The 16,097-nt window shown below is 58.7% G+C and carries 16 protein-coding genes; 6 read left to right on the forward strand and 10 right to left on the reverse strand.

From position 1 onward, the window contains the following. Positions 1 to 17: 17 nt before the first annotated feature. Positions 18 to 1,271, forward strand: coding sequence for a D-amino acid dehydrogenase (locus tag AC13C0_RS02505; RefSeq protein WP_482953906.1), 1,254 nt, complete (start codon positions 18 to 20; stop codon positions 1,269 to 1,271). 57 nt (positions 1,272 to 1,328) lie between these two features. On the opposite strand, the gene AC13C0_RS02510 is transcribed toward AC13C0_RS02505, so the two are convergent. From AC13C0_RS02510 to AC13C0_RS02550, 9 genes are all read right to left on the reverse strand, one after another. Further along, positions 1,329 to 2,972 carry a fatty acid--CoA ligase gene (locus AC13C0_RS02510; protein ID WP_117617893.1) on the reverse strand — a complete coding sequence of 548 codons (1,644 nt, stop codon included), beginning with the start codon at positions 2,970 to 2,972 and terminating at the stop codon, positions 1,329 to 1,331. 169 nt (positions 2,973 to 3,141) lie between these two features. Then, positions 3,142 to 3,423 carry a pyrimidine/purine nucleoside phosphorylase gene (gene ppnP / locus AC13C0_RS02515; RefSeq protein WP_117617892.1) on the reverse strand — a complete coding sequence of 94 codons (282 nt, stop codon included), beginning with the start codon at positions 3,421 to 3,423 and terminating at the stop codon, positions 3,142 to 3,144. A gap of 96 nt (positions 3,424 to 3,519) precedes the next feature. Continuing rightward, entirely contained in the window at positions 3,520 to 3,852 is a 333-nt protein-coding gene (locus tag AC13C0_RS02520; protein ID WP_117617891.1) for a Na+/H+ antiporter subunit G, read from the reverse strand. Positions 3,853 to 3,891: 39 nt separating this feature from the next. After that, on the reverse strand, positions 3,892 to 4,161 hold the full coding sequence (locus AC13C0_RS02525; RefSeq protein WP_117617890.1) for a K+/H+ antiporter subunit F: 270 nt from the start codon (positions 4,159 to 4,161) through the stop codon (positions 3,892 to 3,894). Beyond that, positions 4,158 to 4,646, reverse strand: a complete 489-nt coding sequence (locus AC13C0_RS02530) for a Na+/H+ antiporter subunit E (RefSeq protein WP_117617889.1) — start codon at positions 4,644 to 4,646, stop codon at positions 4,158 to 4,160. Before AC13C0_RS02530 ends, AC13C0_RS02525 begins: the two co-directional genes overlap by 4 nt. Further along, positions 4,646 to 6,163, reverse strand: coding sequence for a monovalent cation/H+ antiporter subunit D (locus AC13C0_RS02535; protein WP_117617888.1), 1,518 nt, complete (start codon positions 6,161 to 6,163; stop codon positions 4,646 to 4,648). Before AC13C0_RS02535 ends, AC13C0_RS02530 begins: the two co-directional genes overlap by 1 nt. Next, complete coding sequence (locus AC13C0_RS02540; protein WP_117617887.1) at positions 6,160 to 6,528, reverse strand: Na+/H+ antiporter subunit C; 369 nt, start codon at positions 6,526 to 6,528, stop codon at positions 6,160 to 6,162. Before AC13C0_RS02540 ends, AC13C0_RS02535 begins: the two co-directional genes overlap by 4 nt. Beyond that, positions 6,528 to 9,329, reverse strand: a complete 2,802-nt coding sequence (locus AC13C0_RS02545) for a monovalent cation/H+ antiporter subunit A (RefSeq protein WP_341582437.1) — start codon at positions 9,327 to 9,329, stop codon at positions 6,528 to 6,530. Before AC13C0_RS02545 ends, AC13C0_RS02540 begins: the two co-directional genes overlap by 1 nt. Positions 9,330 to 9,783: 454 nt before the next feature. Further along, on the reverse strand, positions 9,784 to 9,972 hold the full coding sequence (locus AC13C0_RS02550; protein WP_117620309.1) for a hypothetical protein: 189 nt from the start codon (positions 9,970 to 9,972) through the stop codon (positions 9,784 to 9,786). A gap of 284 nt (positions 9,973 to 10,256) precedes the next feature. On the opposite strand from AC13C0_RS02550, the gene AC13C0_RS02555 reads away from it, so the two are divergent. Beyond that, positions 10,257 to 12,059 carry an acyl-CoA dehydrogenase gene (locus tag AC13C0_RS02555; RefSeq protein WP_482953907.1) on the forward strand — a complete coding sequence of 601 codons (1,803 nt, stop codon included), beginning with the start codon at positions 10,257 to 10,259 and terminating at the stop codon, positions 12,057 to 12,059. Between the two features lie 108 nt (positions 12,060 to 12,167). Beyond that, a complete protein-coding gene (locus AC13C0_RS02560; protein ID WP_117617884.1) occupies positions 12,168 to 12,947 on the forward strand; it encodes a crotonase/enoyl-CoA hydratase family protein in 780 nt (259 codons plus the stop codon). A 217-nt stretch (positions 12,948 to 13,164) separates the two neighbouring features. Here the strand turns inward: AC13C0_RS02560 and AC13C0_RS02565 are convergent, their stop codons facing one another. Next, a complete protein-coding gene (locus AC13C0_RS02565) occupies positions 13,165 to 14,433 on the reverse strand; it encodes an alkane 1-monooxygenase (RefSeq protein ID WP_117617883.1) in 1,269 nt (422 codons plus the stop codon). Between the two features lie 182 nt (positions 14,434 to 14,615). Between AC13C0_RS02565 and AC13C0_RS02570 the strand changes: the two genes are divergently transcribed. The 3 genes from AC13C0_RS02570 to AC13C0_RS02580 form a co-directional block, all read left to right on the forward strand. Next, a complete protein-coding gene (locus tag AC13C0_RS02570) occupies positions 14,616 to 14,867 on the forward strand; it encodes a hypothetical protein (RefSeq protein ID WP_117617882.1) in 252 nt (83 codons plus the stop codon). 91 nt (positions 14,868 to 14,958) lie between these two features. After that, positions 14,959 to 15,240, forward strand: a complete 282-nt coding sequence (locus AC13C0_RS02575) for a hypothetical protein (protein WP_117617881.1) — start codon at positions 14,959 to 14,961, stop codon at positions 15,238 to 15,240. Between the two features lie 229 nt (positions 15,241 to 15,469). After that, positions 15,470 to 16,097 (forward strand): alkaline phosphatase (locus tag AC13C0_RS02580; protein WP_482953908.1); only part of this gene is annotated, 628 nt, incomplete at its 3' end.

Raw genomic sequence — 16,097 nt, forward strand, 5'->3', positions numbered from 1 at the left:
TTTGACCGGAGGCAAGCATGCATATACTGGTTTTGGGTGCAGGCGTCGTGGGCGTAACAACGGCCTGGTTTCTTCAGACGCAGGGGCACCAGATTACCGTTGTTGACCGGCAGAACCAGGCGGGTCTGGAAACCAGCTACGCTAACGGTGGTCAGATTTCCGTTTCGCACGCCGAACCCTGGGCTAAACCGTCGGCTGTCCTGAAAGTCCTGAAATGGCTCAGCCAACCGGATGCGCCCCTGTTGTTCCGGCCAAAGCTCGACCCTGCCCAGTGGCGCTGGGCGCTGTCCTTTCTGGGGGAGTGCACCTCTGCCAGGGCAGCTCACAATATTCGTCAGATAGTCAATCTGGGTACCTATAGCCGTAGCCAGTTACAGGCGCTGCGCAAGGTTGCCAATGTGCAATACGACCACCTCGAGAAAGGCATTTTGCACTTCTACACCAATCCTGCCGAGTTTGAGGGTGCCAAAGAGCCTACCCGGATCATGCAGTCTCTTGGCTGCGACCGCCAGATTATCGATGCCGATCAGGCGGTTGAACTGGAGCCGGCCCTGAAACCCATCCGGAACCGGATTGCAGGGGCAACCTACACCTCCGAGGACGAATCCGGTGACGCCCGGATGTTTACCCAGAACCTGGCCCGGCGTTGCGCGGAGGCGGGTGTGGCGTTTCGATACGGCACCCGGATCCTCGGTTTTGAAGAGGCGGGTGAGCGAGTGCTGGGCGTTCAGGCACTGACTGATGGACGCCATGAGACACTGCGGGCGGACGCCTACGTTCTGAGCCTTGGCAGTTACAGTGCCGCACTGGCCCGGCAACTGGGTATCTTCCTGAATATCTACCCGGCCAAGGGCTATTCCATTACCGTGCCGGTCAGGAATGAAGAAGCGGCGTTCAAGGTCAGCCTCACCGATGATGAATACAAGCTGGTTTACTCACGTCTTGGCGATCGGATCCGTGTCGCGGGCACGGCGGAACTCAGTGGTTACAGCCGAAAACTCAATTACACCCGTTGCCGCGCCATCGTCCGCCGCACCGCGGAAGTGATGCCCGAGGCAGGCTATTGGGACCGGGCCGAATTCTGGACCGGCTTGCGCCCGGCCACGCCTTCCAACGTTCCGTACATTGGCAAAAGCCACTACGCCAACCTCTACCTGAATACCGGGCACGGTACGCTGGGCTGGACCCACTCCTGCGGCTCGGCGGCGGCCCTGGCCGATATTATTGATGGTCGCACGCCGGAGGTGGATTTTACGTTCTCCGGACTGTAAAGACTGAAAATGGGGTCAGATGAAAGCGTTCATCTGACCCCTTTTTCACACAGCAAGTTACTTCAACTGATCCCGGATCAGCTTCTTGTTGATCTTGCCAACACTGGTCTTCGGGATATCCTCAACAAAATCAATCTGCCGGGGGATGGCCCACTTGTTGATCTCACCGCTGTCCACGAACTGCATCAGATGATTCTGGATGTCCTCGACACCGGCATTTTCACCGGGCTTGAGGGTGACCAGCGCGTGCGGGCGCTCGCCCCATTTTTCATCGGGTACACCCACCACCGCAGCGCCGGCCACAGCCGGGTGCTGGCTGATCAGGTTTTCCAGGTCGAGGGAGGACAGCCACTCACCGCCGGTCTTGATCACGTCTTTGATGCGGTCCTTGATGGTGAGGGTGTTGTCCGGCTCCATGGAGGCCACGTCACCGGTGTGCAGCCAGCCGCCTTCCCAGAGCTGCTCGCCTTTTTCGGGCTCCTTGAAGTAACCCTGGGTCAACCAGGGAGCGCGAGCCACGACTTCGCCTTTGGCCTGGCCATCGTGCGGAACCGGGTTACCGTCCGGGTCCACGATTTCCAGCTCAACCATCGGTGTTGCAATCCCTGTCTTTACCCTGATAGCGGTCTGCTGCTCAAGGGGTAGCTCCAAATCTTCGGGTTTCAGGTGTGAGGCGCTCAGCAGCGGGCAGGTTTCAGACATGCCATAAGCGGTGTACATCTTGATTCCGAGTTTTGTCCCTGCGTCACATAGTCCTTTGGTCAGTGCGCTGCCACCGATCAGGACGTGCCAGTTGCTCAGGTCTGCCGTCTTGATGGACTCGGTGGCCATCATCATCTGCATGATGGTGGGTACGCAGTGAGAGAAGGTGACTTTATGCTCTTTTAGAAGGTCTACCAGCAACTCGGGCTCGTAACGGCCGGGATAGACCTGTTTGATGCCCATCATGGTGGCGGCATAGGGCACACCCCAGGCGTGGACGTGGAACATGGGCGTTACCGGCATGTAAACCGATGAGGAGCGCATTAGCGGCATCTCATCGAATGAGGCCACCGTGCCTGTCATTGCCAGTGTGTGCAGTACCAGTTGGCGATGACTGAAGTACACGCCCTTGGGGTTGCCTGTGGTACCCGTTGTGTAGAACGTGGTCGCCACGCTGTTCTCGTCAAAGTCCGGGAAGTCGAACTGGTCATTCGCTTTTGCAAGCAGGGTTTCGTAGTCACCGATGGCATCGACAGAGGTTGCTTGTGGGGCATCGTTGTCGGTGAGCTGAATCCAGGTCTTGACCGTTTTGATGTCGTCTTTCACGCCCTCGATAATCGGCAGGAAGTCGTCGTGCACCAGCACAACGTCGTCCTCGGCGTGGTTCATGGTGTAAACGATCTGTTCTGGTGATAACCGGATATTGACCGTATGCAGAATGGCGCCAATCATCGGAATGGCAAAGAAACACTCCAGGTACCGGGGTGTATCCCAGTCCATTACCGCAACCGTATCACCCGGTTTAACACCGGCATCCGTCAGGGCGTTTGCCAGGCGGTGAATGCGTTCAACCAGATCGGTATAGGTGTATTTGCTGCGGTTTGAATAGACAATTTCCTGGTTCGGATTGTACCGGGGGCCTGAGAGCAGGAGTCGTTTGATCAGCAGCGGATACTGATAGGCGTTGTCAGCCGGGGATAAAATGCGGGTCTGTGCCATTACTCGTTTCCTCTTTCCCAGTTGTTGGTGTTATCGCGAGAAACAGGATTAAATCTGACACAGATTGGGTGAAACGGGAACCGGTAAAAGTGAAAAAATGCAGAGCGAACGGTGGCTTAGGCAAAAATCCAGTTTCGCTCTGCGGAAAATTCTGTTGTTGTCCCGGATGTTACTCGTAAGTGCAGAGATAGGCGGTGTCGATGTCGGTCTTTGCCTTGAAACTTGCCTGCCCGGCAACATCAAAACCCTCACCGGCACCGTAGGTCATCCATTCCTCCATGCCTGGCAGCAGAACCGTCAGGGCCCCGCTGATCACCGTCATGGTTTCCTTCTTGCTGGTGCCAAACTCGTATTCGCCCGGGCTGATTACGCCAACGGTGGCGGGCAGGGTGGCGGTCTGGAAGGCAATGGACTTGGCCTTACCGTCGAAATACTCATTTACTTTCAGCATATGCTGGGCTCCTCATAAGGGTTTGGGGGCCTACTATACGGCAAAAATCTTCAAGTCCAATGACAAAATCCCGGTCAGTGTGCCAACTGCGGCCATTCACTGCTCCCAGGGCTTGCCTGCGGTGTTTTCCACCGTTCTGACGCCTATATGCATGGCCGCCTTGGCAAGAATGTTAGCGCTGACCGGGGCCGTGATTACCAGGAACAGGGTAATCAGGATCTCCGAAATGCCCACGCCCTCGCCCCTGGCGCTGAAGTAAATCACCGAGCTGAGCATGATGGCGCCGACCCCCAGGGTTGTAGCCTTGGTTGGGCCGTGAAGGCGGGTAAAAAAGTCCGGCAGCCTGGCCAGGCCGATGGCGCCAACCAGGGTAAAGGCGCTCCCGAGCAGCAGCAGGGCAGAAATAACGTATTCGGTGATCAGACTCATGGTCAGTATCCTCCGCGACGAAACCGGTTCGGGGCAATCCTATTCAATGACACTGCCCCGCTTCAGGTATTTGGCCATGGCCACGGTTCCGACAAAGCCCATGACAGCAATAAGCAGGGCGGCTTCCAGGTACATCCGCGTCCCCAGGGCGATTCCGAGCAGGATAATCAGGGCAATGGCGTTGATGTAGAGCGTGTCCAGTGCCAGTACCCGGTCTGGTGCGTCCGGCCCCTTGATCAGCCGGTAGACGTTGAGCAGGGTCGCCAGGGTGACCATGGAAATCGAGGTGTAGAGGGCGATTGTCATCATTGGAACATCTCCATCAACGGCTTCTCGTAGCGGTTGTGTATGGCGCCAATGACCTCCTGGTCGCTGGCTGCATCAAGGGCGTGGATCAGGAGGGTCTTGTTGTCATCGCTGACATCGACGCTGACGGTGCCCGGTGTGAGCGAAATGGTGCTGGCGAGGATGGTAATCGCCAGCGGCTGCTCGAGCTGAAGAGGGTAACAGACGAAAATCGGGCGCGGCTGGCGCGGGCTCAGAATCAGGCGGGCGACCGAGAAGCTGGCAACCACAATGTCCTTGAGCACGACAGCCAGATACATGGGCATCCGCCAGGACTTAACGAACGCCGGCCGCTCGGGCCAGAAGCCCTGAGTCAGTTGCGGGATCAGCCAGGCCAGGATCAGGCCCATCACGATACTGGCGCCGGACACGCCGTCGCTGAGCAACTGCCAGGTAGTGAACAGGATCAGGCTCAACCAGGGTTGCGGAAAACTCAGACGATCAAGCATCAGTCACCCTCCCCGACCATGGGGGTCTTTAAGGTTTCGATGTAGGCGTCATTGTTATGCAGCTGTGCTGCCGTCGCGTCGGTATAGCGGGTGATGGGACCTGCCAGCACAACCATGACAACCGCAAGGGCGACCAACGCGCCGGTGGCGATGGAAACCCGGCCGTTGAGTGGGTCTGGCGTTTCCATATGGCCGTCCACGGTCCGCCAGAAAACAATGCTTCCCGCACGACTGTAGGCGATGATAGTGAGGAAGCTGCCGATCAGGAGCACCGACCACAGCCAGGCCATCTCGGTTCCCGGCTCAACGGCTTTCAGGATCAGTACCTTGCCGAAGAAACCGCTCAGGGGCGGGAGGCCGGCCGCGGCAACGGCACCGATCAGGAACAGGACACTCAGGAAAGTGCGGTTCTGCATCGGTGGAGCGGTAACGATTCGGTCAGTGGCCGTGCCCCGCTGGTCAGCCACCAGCTCCGAGACCAGGAACAGGCCGCCGACGGTCCAGGTGGTGCTCAGCAGGTAGAACAGGGCAGCGGAAAGACCGGCCTCGGAGCCAAGCGCGACCGGAGCCAGCAACGTGCCCACCGAAATGATTACCTGCCAGGCGACCAGGGTTTTCAGGCTGCCGGAGCCCAGAGCGCCAATGACACCCATGGCGAGGGTAGCCAGGGCAATGGGGAACAGCCAGTCCATACCGAGATTGGCGAGTTCGCCAGCATTGTCGCCAAAGATCAGCAGATAGACCCGCAAAATGGCGTAAACGCCGACTTTGGTCATTACCGCGAACAGAGCGGCGACGGGAGCCGTGGCTTTCGAATAGGCTCTTGGCAGCCAGAAACACAGGGGCAGAATGGCGGCTTTCAAGCCGAACACCACCAGCAGCATCATGCCGCCGGCCTTGACGATATTCAGGTTTTCACCGGAAACCTCGGGGATCTTGACCGCCAGATCCGCCATATTCAGGGTGCCGGTAACGCTGTAGATCATCCCGACACTGATCAGGAATATCGCGGAGCCAACCAGGTTCAGCACCACATAATGCAGGCCCGGCACGGTTCTTACCGTTCCTCCGCCGTGCATCAGCAGGCCATAGGAGGCAATGAGCAGAACCTCGAAGGCAACGAACAGGTTGAACAGGTCGCCAGTGAGGAAGGCAATGTTCAGGCCCATGAGCTGAAACAGGAACAGGGCATGGAACTGGCGATTGCCCTCATCGGCGCCACCAATAGCGAAGGTATGGCAGAACAGGGCCAGAACGGCGGTCATGACCAGCATCAGGGCGGCCAGCCGGTCAAGCACCAGAACAATGCCAAACGGAGGCTGCCAGTTCCCGAGGGCGTAAATCCGGTAGCTGCCGTCGTTGGCCAGCACCAGCAGCACAATGGCCGAAACCAGTATCAGAACGGTGGTTGCCAACGCCAGCGTGCGGCGCAGGCTGATGGGGGCGTAACCCATCAACGCCTGCAGGATACCTCCGAGCAGGGGAATCAGAACAGGAGCGGTAAGCCAGTGGTTCATTGGCCGGTTACCTCCTCTTCTTCCTCGGGGGCGGGGGATTTATAGGGTTTCTGGCCATCGACATGGTCGTTCTCGTGATCCGCCAGATTTCGTAGTGACAGCACAACAACAAATGCGGTCATGGCGAAGCCGATCACAATGGCGGTAAGCACCAGCGCCTGGGGAAGCGGATCGGAATAGTTTGCTGCGGTGCCGATAACAGGCTGCTGTCCGGTCGCCAGCCGGCCACTGGAAAAAAGAAACAGGTTCACGCCGTAGGACAGCAGAGTGAGACCCACCACCACAGGAAAGGTGCGTGCCCGCAAAACCAGATAAACGCCGGATGCTGTCAGGGCACCGATAACCAGTGCGAAAACAAGCTCCATTACGCACCCTCCTTTTTACTCTTGATGGCGGAGTGGGGAGACAGCCGGCCAATGCTCACCAGGGCCAGCAGGGTGGCTCCGATAACCGTCAGGTAGACGCCCAGATCAAAGACCAGGGCCGAGGCAACCTCAAACTTGCCCACCACCGGCCAGGTAATGTAACCAAAGGTGGAGGTGAGGAACGGATAGCTGAAGGCAAAGCTGCCCGCGCCGGCAACGGTTGCGAACAGCAGGCCCAGACCGATCACATTGTGATAGCGGAACGAAATCCGGTCCTGGGTCCAGATCATTCCGCTGGCAATGTACTGGAGGATCAGGGCAACCGACGTGATCAGGCCGGCGATAAAGCCGCCGCCCGGAAGATTGTGGCCCCGCAGGAAGATGAACACGGAAACCATCAGCGCCAGCGGCAGCATCGGGCGGGCAATCTGGCGCAGCATCAACGGATGGGCATCCCGTGTCCACGCGTGTCCCTGACCATCGCCGGGTGGCGGTGTCAGGGCAATGTTCTTGAGCATGGCGTAAATGCCCAAGGCCGCGATGGCCAGAACGGTAATCTCGCCCAGGGTGTCGAAGCCACGGAAGTCCACGAGAATGATGTTGACCACGTTGGTGCCGCCACCGCCGGGCTTGCTGTTTTCGAGGAAGAAATCGGAGATGGAGCTGAACGGTTGTGTCAGCATCGCCAGGGTAACCAGCGTCATGCCGGTTCCCGCTGCCAGGGCAATGGCAATGTCGCGGAACCGCCGCCCGTTGGAGGTTTCGACGGGCGTCCAGGATGGCATGTAGAAAAGGGCAAGCATCAGCAGAACAATCGTGACAACTTCCACGGACAACTGGGTCATCGCCAGGTCCGGCGCCGAGAAGCGGGCGAACGCAAGGGCCACCATCAGGCCGACCACGCTCAGCAGAACCAGTGCGTAGAACCGCTCCCTGTGCATGGCTGCGGTGGCCAGCGCACAGAGGATAAGCACCCCGGCCGCAATAGCGGTTGGCCAGTCTATCGGGCTGAGACCGTTCTCCCCGACAAAAATGCCAAGGCTGAGAACAGGCATGGCCGCGACTGTGATCACGCTGACGACCAGCAGCACCGCGTAACGCTGGAGCGAACCGTTTTCCAGCCGTGCGGTAAACCGGTTGGCCAGGTCGACAATGCGGGAGACGACGGCCTCGAATACGGCCTTTTCATCGATTTCCCTGAACCGGGCATGGAAATCGAAGAAGCGCTGGCGCTGACTGTACATGAGCAAGCCGCCGGCAAAAGCGAAAAAACTCATCATCAGCGGGAGGTTGAAACCGTGGAACGCCGCGAGTTGGTAATCCGGCACATTGCCGCCAAATGTGGCGGATGCCGCCATGTAAAGCAGCGGGCCGACCGAGATGGCCGGAAAGATGCCGATCATGACGAGCGCAAACACGAGAATCTCCGCCGGGATCTTCATGTAACGGGGAGGCTCGTGTGGAGGGTAGATCGGAAGATCAACTGGCTTGCCGTTGAAGAAAACGTCGTGGATAAAACGTGCGGAGTAAGCCACCGTGAAGATGCCCGCCAGGGTCGCCACGATTGGTGGCAGCCAGGCCCAGAGCCCCGGCAGGTTCAGCGCCAGTGATTCGGCGAAGAACATTTCCTTGCTCAGAAAGCCGTTCAGCAGCGGCACCCCGGCGTTCGATGCGGCAGCAACCATGGCCAGGGTGGCCGTGTGCGGCATGAAACGCCAGAGCCCGTTAATGCGGCGCATATCCCGGGTGCCGGTTTCATGGTCGATGATGCCCGCGGCCATGAACAGGGAGGCCTTGAAGGTGGCGTGGTTGATCACGTGGAAAATCGCCGCAACGGCCGCAAGCTGGGTACCCATGCCGAACAGCAGGGTAATAAGGCCCAGTTGACTCACCGTTGAATAGGCCAGCAGGCCTTTCAGATCGTGCTTGAACATGGCGGTGTAGGCGCCCAGCAGCATGGTGGCCATGCCGGTAAAGCTGACCATGTAGAACCATTGCTCGGTGCCCGCCAGCGCCGGGTAAAGCCTGGCCATCAGAAAGACGCCGGCCTTAACCATCGTGGCTGAATGCAGGTAGGCCGATACCGGCGTGGGTGCCTGCATGGCATGGGGCAGCCAGAAATGGAACGGGAACTGGGCGGATTTTGTGAAAGCACCCAGCAGAACGAGAGTGAGGACAACCGGGTAGAGGGCATGGTTCTTGATCAGGTCACCCGCTGCCAGGACATCATCAAGCTCAAAGCTGCCAACAATGTTGCCGATGATCAGTATGCCGGCAAGCAGCGCAAACCCACCACCGCCCGTCACGGCCAGGGCCATCCGGGCGCCGCGCCGGGCGTCCTGTTTGTGGGTCCAGAAGCTGATCAGCAGGAATGAGGTAAGGCTGGTCAGCTCCCAGAAAATCATGATTAAAAGAAGATTGCCCGAAAGCACGATCCCGAGCATGGAACCCTTGAAACACAGCAGGAGCGCGTAGAACTTGCCGACGTTTTCGTGGGCTTTCAGGTAGTAGCGGGAATAAAGAATGATCAGCAGCCCGATGATCAGTATCAGCAAGGCAAACAGCAACGAAAGCCCGTCGAGCCGGAAACTGAACGAGAGACCGAGGGCCGGCAACCATTCATAGCTGTGCAGCACCACACCGCCATCAGCCAGGGTTTGCCAGTGGGGAAAGAGGGCCGCAAGGGCAATCAGGGCGGGTACCGACGATGCGATGGCAATCGCGGTCCGCCCACCCTGGACGAACAGGGGTGCGGCCATGGCGCCCAGGAAAGGCAGTAAAACAACCAGCGGTAGCGACATCGCAACCTCGTTATTGGTTTTCTTTCACGTGAACATCTAAGGCGTATTTGCCTGAGTCTAGTCTTCGGCCAGCCACCCCGCCTAGTGCATTCCGGTGCCTTTACCGTGGGGGTGTCAGGGTGGATCAGCAGGCAACGGGCGGGTCCGGGAAGTACGGCAGGCGTCCCCGGTGCCGCGCGATGTCAGCGGCAACAGGTGGGCGGATAATGCTAATGCAGCCGAAAGACCTTACGGTCATGGTTGCTCCGTCAGTGAAACTTGAAATCCGATGATACGTGGCCAGTTCGTAAGGTCAAGTCAACTTGCCATTGATCAAGGTGTGCCCGGCACCTGATTGGTGGCGCGGATGTCGCCGGGGAAGTTCGGCGTACAACGGGCCACCCGTCAAGGTGCCGAAGTGGTGCCGGCCATCTGATACCGTCGGAAAACGGCAACAGGTGACCAGGAATGGCAATCAACAGCCGATAGGGGCAAGCGGCTCCCGAACGGATTTCAACGCGCTTGAAATAGCCTCGGCTTCTGCTTCAAGTACCTGGCAGCGCAAGCTGTTCCCCTGCTGGAGGGCGTGTTCGATCTGTTTGCGTTTCATATCATAGAGCCGGCCCAGAATATCTGCCTGGCTTTGTCTGATTGGTGCGTTCATGGCGAACCTCCCCATATCTACACCTGTCGGTATTCTTTACGTTACCGGCCGGAACCTGGCCTTCAGGAAAATTAGCTGCATAACCCGCGCCAGAAAGCGATTCTGCGGGAGATCAGAGCCCGAACCCGCCCGCTTCATGCCCCGGCCAGCGAGCACCTGATGAGTCCGGTAGCAGGCAGGGTTTGGCCAGAGTGTGGCAATAGTGACCATGATTATGTCGCAAGCGCCGGTTCCCAGAAAAAACCAGTTGTGAGAGGCTGTCTGCAACAAACAGGAGACCCAGCATGACCGACACCCTGATCGACCGCCGCGACCTGGCGTTCCAGCTCTACGAAGTTCTCGATACTGAAAACCTCACCACCCGCGAGCGCTTCAGCGAACACAGTCGCGACACCTTCGATGCCGTCATCGAAACCGCCGACAAAATGGCCCGGGAAAAGTTCGCCACCCACAACAGTGCCGCCGACAAGGACGAACCCAAATTCGTCAACGGCCAGGTCGAGATGCTGCCGCAGGTCAAAGAAGCCGTCGAGGCCTATGCCCAGGCTGGCTTTATCGCCGGGCGTTATGACTATGAGCTGGGCGGCATGCAACTGCCAGAATCGGTGATGGCCGCCTGCAATGGCTTCTTCACCGCGGCCAATCCCGGCACCGCCGGCTACCCGTTCCTGACCACCGCCGCCGCCAACCTCATCCGCGTCTTCGGCAACGAACAGCAGAAAACCACCTTCCTGCCGAACATGCTCTGCGGCCGGTTCAGCGGCACCATGGCCCTGACAGAGCCCCACGCCGGCTCCTCCCTGGCAGACATCCGCACCTCGGCATCGCCTGCGGATAACGGCCATTACCTGATCAAGGGCGCCAAGATCTACATCTCAGGTGGTGAACAATCCATCACCGACAACATCGTTCACATGGTGCTGGCCAGGATCAAAGGCGCTCCGGCGGGTGTGAAGGGCATCTCCCTGTTTATCGTGCCTAAATTCCTGGTGGACCAAGAGGGCAACCCCACCGAACGCAACGGCGTCAGCCTTGCCGGCCTGATCCACAAACTCGGTTACCGGGGCACCACCTCCACTGCCCTCAGTTTCGGTGACGACGCCCCGTGCCAAGGCTACCTGGTTGGCGAGCCCCACCAGGGCCTGAAATACATGTTCCAGATGATGAACGAAGCCCGGGTTGGCGTGGGTTTTGGCGCTGCCGTGATCGGATATCGCGGTTACATGCACAGCCTGGAATACGCCAAAGACCGCCTGCAGGGCCGCAAGGCCAGCGAGAAGAACCCGGAATCCTCGCAGGTCCCCATCATCGACCACGCCGATGTCCGGCGCATGTTGCTGGCCCAGAAAGCCTACAGCGAGGGCGGTCTGGCCCTGTGCCTCTATGGCGCCCGACTGATGGACGACCAGCACACCCACCCGGACGAACAGAAACGCGAAGAAGCCGGGAAGCTGCTGGACCTGCTCACTCCGGTGATCAAGGCCTGGCCCTCCGACTACGGCCCCAAGGCCAACGATCTGGCCATTCAGGTCTACGGCGGCGCCGGCTACACCCGGGAATACCCGGTTGAGCAATGCTGGCGCGATAACCGCCTGAACCCTATCCACGAAGGTACCAACGGCATTCAGGCCCTGGATCTGCTCGGCCGCAAGATCTGGCAGGACCAGAGCCACGGCCTGCAGCTGCTGATGCAGGAAATGCAGGTGGACCTGCAGGCAGCCACCACCGACCGCTGCCAGCAATGGGCCCTGTCCCTGAGCGAAACCCTGCAGCAGGCGGTGAAAGTCACCCAGAGCCTCGGCAAATCCCTGGTGGGCGGCGAAGTCGACAAAACCCTGGCCAACGCCTCCTGCTACCTGCACCTGTTCGGCCACATCATTGTCGCCTGGATGTGGCTCCGCCAGGCCAACGCGGCTGCCCACGCCCTGGGTTCCGCCAACAGCGATAACGAGCGCAACTTCTACCAGGGCAAACTCCAGGCTGCGCAGTACTTCTTCCACTGGGAATTACCAACCGTGGCTCAGGACCTGGTATTGCTGAGGAATCAGGATGACACCTGCCTCAACATGAAATCCGAGTGGTTCTGATCTGAGAGGAGGCACAATCGGCTGGGGCCCTGAAAGGGGTCCCAGCCGATTGCGCCCAGACTTAGGTGCAGCACGCGGAAAAGAAAAACGATATATAAGGTGAAGGCAATGGCCCTGGTTAACGTTGAAAAGAAAAACCACATCCTGCTGATCGGGCTGAACCGCCCGGAAAAAATGAACGCCATGAACCGCGAGATGTACCACCAGATCGCGGCGGCTTATTACCAGCTGGAGAGCGACCCGGATCTGCGGGTCGGGCTGATGTACGCCGAAGGCGACCACTTCACCAGCGGCCTGCAACTGGACGACTGGGCCGGCGTGTTTGCCAACGGCAAAGGCATCGAGCCGGGCGAGGGCGAACTGGACCCGTTCCACATTACCGGAGCCGGCCTCAGCAAACCCGTCATCTTCGCCGCCCAGGGCATCTGCTTTACCTGCGGCGTGGAAATGATGCTCAACACCGATGTGCGGGTTGCTGCCAAAGGCACCCGCTTTGCCCAACTGGAAGTCAAACGCGGCATCTTCGCCTGCGGTGGCGCCACCATCCGGCTGCAACGGGAAATCGGCTGGGGCAATGCCCAGCGATACCTGCTGACTGGCGACGAATGGACCGCTGATCAGGCCTACCAATGGGGGTTGATACAGGAACTGGTGGAGCCGGGTGAGCAGTTTAATGTCGCGCTGGAAATCGCCGAGAAAATTGCAAAGGCAGCCCCTCTGGGTGTCCAGGGTAGTCTGAGATCGTCAAAGATCGCAGTCAGTGAAGGGCAGGAAGTCGCGAAACAGCGTTTATTCCCGGATCTGCAGCCGGTAATGGCCAGTGACGATGTAAAAGAGGGAATTCAGTCCTTCCTGGAAAGGCGGGAAGCGGTATTTCGAGGGAAGTGAGCTACAAGCTTGTTCCCGGGGAAGATTTGTCTTTAGCGCTTCAGGCAAATTCGACTATCTTGCCAAAGTTCGGGGCAGTCGACCGGGGCGCTCCTTCCGGGAGTGTGCGCAGCAGGGATGCTGCGCTCAAGCCCCCAGGGATGGGTTTATGGCGTCTCCCGGAAGGAGTGCCCCGGTCGACCGCTTGCACCAACCTAAGAAGGCTGGGCGCAGAGCTTCAGGCAGCTTCGGATTTGGCGGCAGCGCGCCGGGCCCTCGCCTCAGCCGCCACCTCCGCTGCGTAATCCGCATATTTGGCCATCAGCTCTTCCTTACGATCCGGATCCCAGTTGATCTTGCTCAGATCCCCCTCGTAGTGATCAATCACCCGCTTATCCATGGTTTCATACCACCACTGCGGCAGGTAAGCCGGCAGCAGCATCGACGCATAACCACCCGGCAACTGCGGCGCCTTCTCGAAGTGCCTCAAAGCCTGGAAGCTGCGTTGAGGATGGGCATGGTGATCTGAATGTCGCTGCAACTGATACAGGAACAGATTGGTCACAATATGATTACTGTTCCAGCTATGCTCCGGCTGGGTGCGCTCGTATTTTCCGTTCTTGTCCTTCTGGCGCAGCAGGCCATAGTGCTCAATGTAATTCACGCTCTCCAGCAAACTAGCGCCATACACCGCCTGCGCCGCCAGGAACGGCAACGCCCGAGGGCCGCAAATCAACGTCGTCGCACCAAAGAACCCGGCACTCATGGCCCAGCCCTGAAGCAGCTCATTGTCCAGGCTCCAGAAGCCCTTGCCTTTGCGGGCAAGTCTCGCCTTCTCAATCCTGATGGAGGACTTGATGCCGCCTATTACTGTCCGTGGCAGGAACTTCCAGAAGCTTTCGCCCATCCGGCTGCTGGCCGGATCCTCCGGTGTGGCCACCCGCATGTGATGGCCGAAGTTGTGTTCGACAACAAAGTGGGTATACCCGGTGGGTGCCAAAGCCGCCATCGCCAACAGCTTGTTCAGCCTGTTCGATTTGTGGCCCAGCTCATGGGCGGTGTTGATGCCCACACCATTGATGGCGCCCACGGTGAGCGTCAGGCCAATCCTGTCGTCCAGGGGGGTATTCCTGCGGCTGGCCAGCCAGGCGCCCAAAAAGGTCATGGCGTACTGGGTCGGAATAAAGGCTTTTACGATCCGGTCGTAGTACTTGTCCTGTTCCAGGGTCTGCACCGCCGATTCCGGCGGATTGCTCTGATCCTCGCCAATGGCACGGTCCAGCGCCGGGATGATGCCGTGTACCAGGGCCGGGCCGGTCCAGGCCAGGGCTTTCAGCTTCTTCGGTGCCAGGGCGTAACCGGTCAGGGCCGCGAGCCCAATACCCGGCAGGGCAGGGCCGAGCAACCACATATAGCGTTTCGGATCCTTCCAGTTGCCAGTGGAATCGGTTTCGCCAGGGGATATGACTTTATGCGATTCCAGGTTGTCAGAGGTCTTGGCGTTCATTGTTTTCTCCTGTTCGGTGCGCGTACTATCAATTTATGTCGAACAATCTGACAATGCAACGGTCGGCGCATTATCGCGGGCGCCTTGGCTCAAAATGACAAATGACATTTTTTGGCCAAAGGCGGCTTTTTGAGCCAGACTCATGAGTTAAAGAAGAGCCCGATCACAGGGAAGAATCAGCCATGGCAGACCGGCCCTCCACCACCGCCTCTTATGCCGTTCAGGCTATGCTCCGGGAGTATCTCGGCTCAGGCAAACTGATCGAGGTGGCCTACCGGGACAGTGCCGGCCAGATATGCCTGGTTCACGATGTTATTCGCGAGCTTTGCAGTCGGGCCGGGCAGGACTTCCTGCTGCTGGGGCGAGGCACCATGCTGCCGTTTGACCACCTCATCACCATCAATGGCCGGTCGCTGTCTGACTGCGCCGGCTAACCAAAGGGTAATCGCCCGGTAATTGCCTTTAGGCCGGGCCTCGCCGTACCCTGTTTCGCGTTGTAAATACTTACCAACAGAGGGATATGGTATGAACAAGCTCACACTGAGTGCGCTTTTGGTGGTTCTGACACTGGGCCTCGCCGCCTGCAGCTCCGAAGACAACGAGGGTGTCGATGTAGAAAAAGCTGCGGACAATGCCGGCGATATGATGGAAGAGGCTGGCGATTCAGTCGAGGAAACCTACGAGGAAGCCACCGGCCAGGACGAAAGCGCCATGGGCGAGTTACAGGAAGGCGCGGAAAACGCAGCCGAGGAGATGGGCGATGCCGCCGAAGAAGCGGGTGACAGGATGGAGGAGGCTACTCAATAACGCTTGGATTTCCGCCGGCGTGCCTCTGTCCGCGCCGGCAGGTCCTGGCCAGCGTCCGGGGGAGGAAAGTATTGAAGCTGCCAAGCAACCTTCATGCCTGAGTAACACAAATGCAGGATTAACGTCATAACGAGCCCCTATCTTTTTAGCGGAGTCGATCCGGAATTCTGTTCGATGAACAGGTTGTACCGGAGTGGCAGACAACAACACCGTTGAAAGGATGTGCGCTATGAATCTGGAAAGAACGTTAGTTCCGGTGGCAATCGGGCTGGCATTGTCCGCCAGTGTCCTCGCAGGGATACTACCGACCTCACAAAAGGACAATGGCTGGTTTAGTAACGCCGAGGCACAGCTTCAGCAGAAGCTCTCCCTGAAGTCCTCGGATAAAGCGAAAAACGTCATTCTGTTTGTGGGCGATGGCATGGGGGTGTCCACCCTTACCGCTGCGCGCATTCTGGAAGGCCAGAGGCAGGGCCGTCCCGGCGAGGAAAATCTGCTGAGCTTTGAAAGCTTTCCCTTCTCGACACTCGTGAAAACCTATAACACCGATGCCCAGGTTCCGGATTCAGCTGGCACCATGACCGCCATGATGTCAGGTTTGAAAACCGATGCGGGTGTGCTGGGCGTGGACGAGGATGTCCAGCGGGGTGATTGCGGCACGGTCGCAGGCAATGAAGTAGTAACGGCCCTGGAACTTGCGGAAATCAAGGGTTTATCCACCGGTGTGGTCTCCACCGCACGCATTACCCACGCCACACCGGCCGCTACCTATGCCAAATCGGCGGAACGCAACTGGGAAGACATTTCGGATATGCCTGCCGAAGCGGTTCAGGCCGGCTGCAAGGACATTGCCGATC

It is taken from the genome of Marinobacter sp. B-21, assembly GCF_056857895.1.

What these genes read in the sequence shown, in the direction of transcription:
- AC13C0_RS02560 (WP_117617884.1), top strand. Translation starts at nt 12,168, where the DNA reads ATGGCCCTGGTTAACGTTGAAAAGAAAAACCACATCCTGCTGATCGGG.
- AC13C0_RS02525 (WP_117617890.1), bottom strand. Translation starts at nt 4,161, where the DNA reads ATGATGACAATCGCCCTCTACACCTCGATTTCCATGGTCACCCTGGCG.
- AC13C0_RS02575 (WP_117617881.1), top strand. Translation starts at nt 14,959, where the DNA reads ATGAACAAGCTCACACTGAGTGCGCTTTTGGTGGTTCTGACACTGGGC.
- AC13C0_RS02555 (WP_482953907.1), top strand. Translation starts at nt 10,257, where the DNA reads ATGACCGACACCCTGATCGACCGCCGCGACCTGGCGTTCCAGCTCTAC.
- AC13C0_RS02550 (WP_117620309.1), bottom strand. Translation starts at nt 9,972, where the DNA reads ATGAACGCACCAATCAGACAAAGCCAGGCAGATATTCTGGGCCGGCTC.
- AC13C0_RS02505 (WP_482953906.1), top strand. Translation starts at nt 18, where the DNA reads ATGCATATACTGGTTTTGGGTGCAGGCGTCGTGGGCGTAACAACGGCC.
- AC13C0_RS02510 (WP_117617893.1), bottom strand. Translation starts at nt 2,972, where the DNA reads ATGGCACAGACCCGCATTTTATCCCCGGCTGACAACGCCTATCAGTAT.
- AC13C0_RS02545 (WP_341582437.1), bottom strand. Translation starts at nt 9,329, where the DNA reads ATGTCGCTACCGCTGGTTGTTTTACTGCCTTTCCTGGGCGCCATGGCC.
- AC13C0_RS02535 (WP_117617888.1), bottom strand. Translation starts at nt 6,163, where the DNA reads ATGAACCACTGGCTTACCGCTCCTGTTCTGATTCCCCTGCTCGGAGGT.
- AC13C0_RS02520 (WP_117617891.1), bottom strand. Translation starts at nt 3,852, where the DNA reads ATGAGTCTGATCACCGAATACGTTATTTCTGCCCTGCTGCTGCTCGGG.
- AC13C0_RS02565 (WP_117617883.1), bottom strand. Translation starts at nt 14,433, where the DNA reads ATGAACGCCAAGACCTCTGACAACCTGGAATCGCATAAAGTCATATCC.
- AC13C0_RS02570 (WP_117617882.1), top strand. Translation starts at nt 14,616, where the DNA reads ATGGCAGACCGGCCCTCCACCACCGCCTCTTATGCCGTTCAGGCTATG.
- AC13C0_RS02540 (WP_117617887.1), bottom strand. Translation starts at nt 6,528, where the DNA reads ATGGAGCTTGTTTTCGCACTGGTTATCGGTGCCCTGACAGCATCCGGC.
- AC13C0_RS02530 (WP_117617889.1), bottom strand. Translation starts at nt 4,646, where the DNA reads ATGCTTGATCGTCTGAGTTTTCCGCAACCCTGGTTGAGCCTGATCCTG.
- ppnP (WP_117617892.1), bottom strand. Translation starts at nt 3,423, where the DNA reads ATGCTGAAAGTAAATGAGTATTTCGACGGTAAGGCCAAGTCCATTGCC.